Here is a 4,319-nt window from a genome sequence, read left to right as displayed (position 1 = left end):
CACAGCAGCCGGTCCGGCGCTTGAGGACACAACACAGCAGCCCGTCCAGCGCTCGAGGACACCCCGCGCAGCGGTGGTGCGCACGAAACCGCCCGCTCACCTGGTCCGCCGGGCACCGCCCAGCCGTGGCGGCCCGCTACGGCCGCAGCGCCCGCAGCAGCAGGTCCGCCAAGTGGCCGGCGACCTCCTCGGGGCTCAGCCGGCCGTCGGGGCGGTACCAGTTGGCGAGGTGGTGGACCGAGCCGAAGTGGTAGTCCACCACCAGGTCGGCGGGGGTCGTCGGGCTGAAGACGCCCGAGCGCTGGCCCTCCTCGATCAGCGCGCGGAACCGTTCGTGGTAGCGGCGGCGCTCGGCCCGTACCTGCTTGTGCTTCTCCGGGCCGAGGTGGTGCATGGACCGGAAGAAGATCTTGGTGTCGTCGAGGTTCTCGATGGTGGTGACGACCACGTCGGCGGCGGCGTCGCGCAGCCGTCGCTCGACGGGCGCGTCCGCCTCCGCGAAGGCGTCCAGCCGCTCCTGCTGGAGGCGCAGGACGCGCCCGTACACCTCGTGCAGCAGGTCGTCCTTGGAGCCGAAGTAGTGGTAGAGCGCGCCCTTGGTGACGCCCGCCGCCTCGACGATCTCCTGGACGGACGTGCGGTCGTAGCCCTGGTCGGCGAAGAGGCGGGTGGCGGCGGCCAGCAGCCGGCGCGGGACCGGCCGCCCCGCGCCGTCCGCCGTCGCTCTCGTGGCCGTCGAGGTCACGCGCGGCCTCCCGCGGGCTGTCCCGGCACCTCTTCCAGCCGGCGCTGGAGGTGGTTCATGCCGCGCAGCCAGCGGTCGGGGTCGGTGGCGCGGGCCGCGTAGTAGTCGGCGACCTCCGGGTGCGGCAGGATGAGGAAGCGGCCGGCGGCCATGCCCTCGAAGAGGGCGTCGGCGACCTGCGCGGGCTCGATCGCCGTGGGGACCAGGACCAGTTCACCGGCCGCGCCCGTGCCGCGCAGCATGTCCGTGCGGACGCCCTGCGGGCAGATGGCGTGGACGTCGATGCCGCAGTGGCGGTAGGTGAGGGACAGCCATTCGGCGAAGGCGAGGGCCGCGTGCTTGGAGACGCTGTACGGCGCCGAGCCGATCATGGTGAGCAGGCCGGCGGCGGAGACGGTGGCCACGAAACGGCCGCTGCCCCGGTCCAGCCATTCGGGGAGCAGCTCGCGCGCCGCCCGGACGTGTGCCATGACGTTGACGTCCCAGGCGGCCTCCCAGAGGTCCTCCTCGGCCTCGGGGCCGCCCGCCGGTGCGACGCCGGCGTTGGCGCAGTAGATGTCGATCTGCCCGCCGAGCGCCTCCCGGGCGGCCGGCACGACGCCGGACGCGTCGCCGGGGACGGCGACGGCGCCGATCTCCTCGGCGACCGCCCGCGCCTTGTCGACGTCGAGGTCGTTGACCACGACACGGGCCCCCTCGGCGGCGAACCGGCGGGCGAGCGCGGCTCCGATGCCGCCTCCCGCCCCGGTGACCACGACTCCCGCGTCCCGCACTGTGCCCACGCTCGCATCTCCCTCGGCTCGGCTGCACGGGCAGACTAACCAGTCGGTATGTGCCTGCGGAAGAGGGCGGGTGGGGCTGTCCCCTCGGTTCGGGAGGCCGTCCGGCCGCTCCCGGCGGCAACTGACACACCCTCGGCAAGTTGCCGTACCGCGCCTGGGCGTTGGACATGCGGCGGGTTCCCGAGCCCGCCCGGGCCTGGCCGGATACCGCGCGGCCGACCCGGGACATCGGCACGTCCTACCCGGAGCCGGAGCACATGACCGCGCTGCGCCCGTCCTACGGCATCCTCGTCCACCTGCGGCGCGTACGGGCGGCGGACCTCCTGGCGCCCTGATGTCCGCGGCCCCGGACGCGGAAGCGTGAAGGGGCGGACGGAGGCTGGACAGGCCCCCTTGACGGCGGGACGATGCGCGCACATCCGGCCGTTCAAGGGGGACTTGCCATGGCGGGCATGTGTGTGGATCCGTACTGGGAGCTGACGTTCGACGCCGACGGGGACGTGGATCCGGGCGGCCGCGAGGCGCTGATACGCGGGGTCGCGGACGCGGAACTGACCGATCTGGTCGTCTTCGCGCACGGCTGGAACAACGACCGGCCCCGGGCGACGAGGCTGTACGACCGGTTCTTCGCGCCGTTTCCCGGCGTGCTCGGCGCCGGGGGCGCGGAGGAGGCCCGGGTCGGCTACGTGGGGGTGATCTGGCCCTCGATGCACTTCGCGGACGAGCCGGTGCCCGACTTCCCCCTCCGGCCGGCGGCGGCCGGTCCCGCCACCGGGCCGCCCACGCTCGACGCGGCCACCCGGCGGGCCCTGACCACGATCCTGCCGTGCGAGGAGGCGGTGGCGGACCGGCTCGCGGAGCTGCTGGAGCGGCGGCCGGAGGATCCGGCGCGGCTGGAGGAGTTCGTCGCGCTCGTCCGCGCGCTGGTCGCCGCCGCCGACCGCCCGCAGGCCGCGGCCGACCTGGAGCCGGACGCACCGCCGCCGGCCATGCTCACCTGCGACGCCGTACGGGTGTGCGAGACGTTCACCGCGGCGCTGGCCAGTGTGGGAGCGCTCCCACCGGAGCTGTTCGGTGGCCTGAGCAAGCTGTGGCACGGCGCGTACGAGCTGCTGCGCCAGGCGTCGTACTACACGATGAAGCGCCGCGCCGGCACCGTCGGCCAGAACGGTCTGGGGCCGGCGCTGGGACTGCTCGCCCACGCGCGCCCGAGCCTGCGGGTGCACCTGGCCGGGCACAGCTTCGGCGCGCGGCTGGTGGCGTTCGCGCTGCGCGGGCTGCCGGAGGGCACGGGGTGCGTGGCCTCCCTGACCCTGCTTCAGGGGGCTTTCTCGCAGTACGCGTTCGCGGCCCGGCTGCCGTTCGCCTCCGACCGGGGCGGGGCGCTGCGCGGGCTGCACCGCCGGGTGCGCGGTCCCGTGGTGTGCTGCCATTCGCGCCACGACACGGCGCTCGGAGTGCTGTACCCGCTCGCCTCGCGGGCGGCCCGGGACGACGACTCGCTGCTGGGCGTGGACGAGGCGCGCTGGGGTGCCCTCGGCCACCGCGGGATCCAGGCCGTGGACGGGTGCGCGGCGCTGTCCCTGCGGGAGGCGCTGGCCGGCGGCCTGCCGGCCGACGGTTGCGCCAATGTCGACGTGGCGGCGGTCGTCGCGCGCGGCGGACCGCCCTCGGGCGCGCACGGCGACATCTGCCACGAGGAACTGGCGCGGATCGTCCTGCTGGCCGGTCGGCTCGTACGGTGAGCCGCGGGTGAGGTCCCGTCACCTTCGCGCCCTCTCGTCCCCGCTCCCACATCTGTGCGCGAGTTCGGGGTAGCAGAGCGGGGTCGACTGCGTGGCGCGCCGCCGGGATCCGGTCCGAGGGATCCGAATCGCGGCGCGTTACGTCCCTTCCATGTCGATCCGAGTCCGCGCTGTCGGAGGTGGGATGCAGTGGCAGGTTTCAGAGCACTCGCACGAGAGGTGCGCAATCCACGGAACACCATCGCCTTGCGGCGCACCTCCCTGCGCAAATGCCTCGAACGCTTCGCACCGTACGGCCACCGGGCGACCTGGCACCATCTGTGCGAGCTGGCGGGTCTGGACCCCGCCGACCGGGCCCCCGATCCGGTACGGCTGGTCGCGGCGCTGACGGAGCTGGAGGAGGCGCGCGCGGTGTGGCTGGCGTACGAGGCGTCCTTCGCGGACCGCCGCAAGCGCGAGAAGCACGAGGGAATCCGCCAGCCCAGCGCGGTGGACGACTGGCACCGCAACACCTGGGGCGGCTGCGACATCGTGCCGTGCGTCAGCCCCACCGCCTGCCCGGCCCCGCGTCTGGCCGACGTGCTGCGCCGGGTGATCGCCGCCATGGAGGCCGGACCCGGCGCCTGCTGCCCGGTCTGCTCGCAGGAGCGGCTCGAATGGCACTCCGACCTGGAGCGCTACCCCATGGAAGGACCCGTCTGCGCGGACTGCGGCATCGTGGTGCCGGTGCCCGTGCTCACCCCAGGCGCGCTGGCCGCCGCCCGCCGGCGCGCGTTCGAGGACCGGTACGCGGCCGTCTGAGCCCTCCCCGGCGGGGGTGGCCGCCGCCCGTTCGCGATGCGAGGATGCCGCGCACGGCGACATCGGGCGACGGATGAGGCGGACGGCATGACGCAGCTGCACGATCTGACGGCGTTGGAGCAGGGTGAGGCGGTGCGGGCGGGGCGCGTCTCGCCCGTCGAACTCACCGAGCACTACCTGGAGCGCGTCGCGCGACTGGACGCCTCCGTGGGGGCGTTCGTCACCGTCACCCCCGAACTCGCCCGC

Annotated in this window: 5 protein-coding genes and 1 pseudogene; 4 read left to right on the top strand and 2 right to left on the bottom strand. The window is 74.4% G+C overall.

The window, feature by feature from the left end:
- Positions 1–136: 136 nt before the first annotated feature.
- The gene (locus J7E86_RS11050) at positions 137–745 is read right to left on the bottom strand and encodes a TetR/AcrR family transcriptional regulator (protein ID WP_215081408.1); all 609 of its coding nucleotides are present in this window, start codon (positions 743–745) and stop codon (positions 137–139) included.
- The gene (locus J7E86_RS11045) at positions 742–1,527 is read right to left on the bottom strand and encodes an SDR family oxidoreductase (RefSeq protein WP_215081407.1); all 786 of its coding nucleotides are present in this window, start codon (positions 1,525–1,527) and stop codon (positions 742–744) included. Before J7E86_RS11045 ends, J7E86_RS11050 begins: the two co-directional genes overlap by 4 nt.
- Before the next feature lie 140 nt (positions 1,528–1,667).
- Here J7E86_RS11045 and J7E86_RS11040 point away from each other — a divergent pair, with 140 nt between their 5' ends.
- The 4 genes and pseudogenes from J7E86_RS11040 to J7E86_RS30935 form a co-directional block, all read left to right on the top strand.
- Positions 1,668–1,862 carry a hypothetical protein gene (locus tag J7E86_RS11040; protein ID WP_215081406.1) on the top strand — a complete coding sequence of 65 codons (195 nt, stop codon included), beginning with the start codon at positions 1,668–1,670 and terminating at the stop codon, positions 1,860–1,862.
- A gap of 108 nt (positions 1,863–1,970) precedes the next feature.
- The gene (locus J7E86_RS11035; RefSeq protein ID WP_215081405.1) at positions 1,971–3,272 is read left to right on the top strand and encodes a serine-threonine protein kinase; all 1,302 of its coding nucleotides are present in this window, start codon (positions 1,971–1,973) and stop codon (positions 3,270–3,272) included.
- A gap of 189 nt (positions 3,273–3,461) precedes the next feature.
- On the top strand, positions 3,462–4,073 hold the full coding sequence (locus J7E86_RS11030) for a hypothetical protein (RefSeq protein WP_215081404.1): 612 nt from the start codon (positions 3,462–3,464) through the stop codon (positions 4,071–4,073).
- A 36-nt stretch (positions 4,074–4,109) separates the two neighbouring features.
- Positions 4,110–4,319, top strand: a pseudogene (locus J7E86_RS30935) (hypothetical protein); the annotation flags it as partial.

It is taken from the genome of Streptomyces sp. ISL-11, from assembly GCF_018614525.1.
Lineage (GTDB): Bacteria > Actinomycetota > Actinomycetes > Streptomycetales > Streptomycetaceae > Streptomyces.
The sequence above is the reverse complement of the archived record's forward strand: the minus strand, read 5'-3'. Positions and strand labels throughout refer to the sequence as shown.

Bases quoted from the DNA above. Each gene is read 5' to 3' on its own strand.
- J7E86_RS11035 (WP_215081405.1), top strand. From the start codon at position 1,971: ATGGCGGGCATGTGTGTGGATCCGTACTGGGAGCTGACGTTCGACGCC.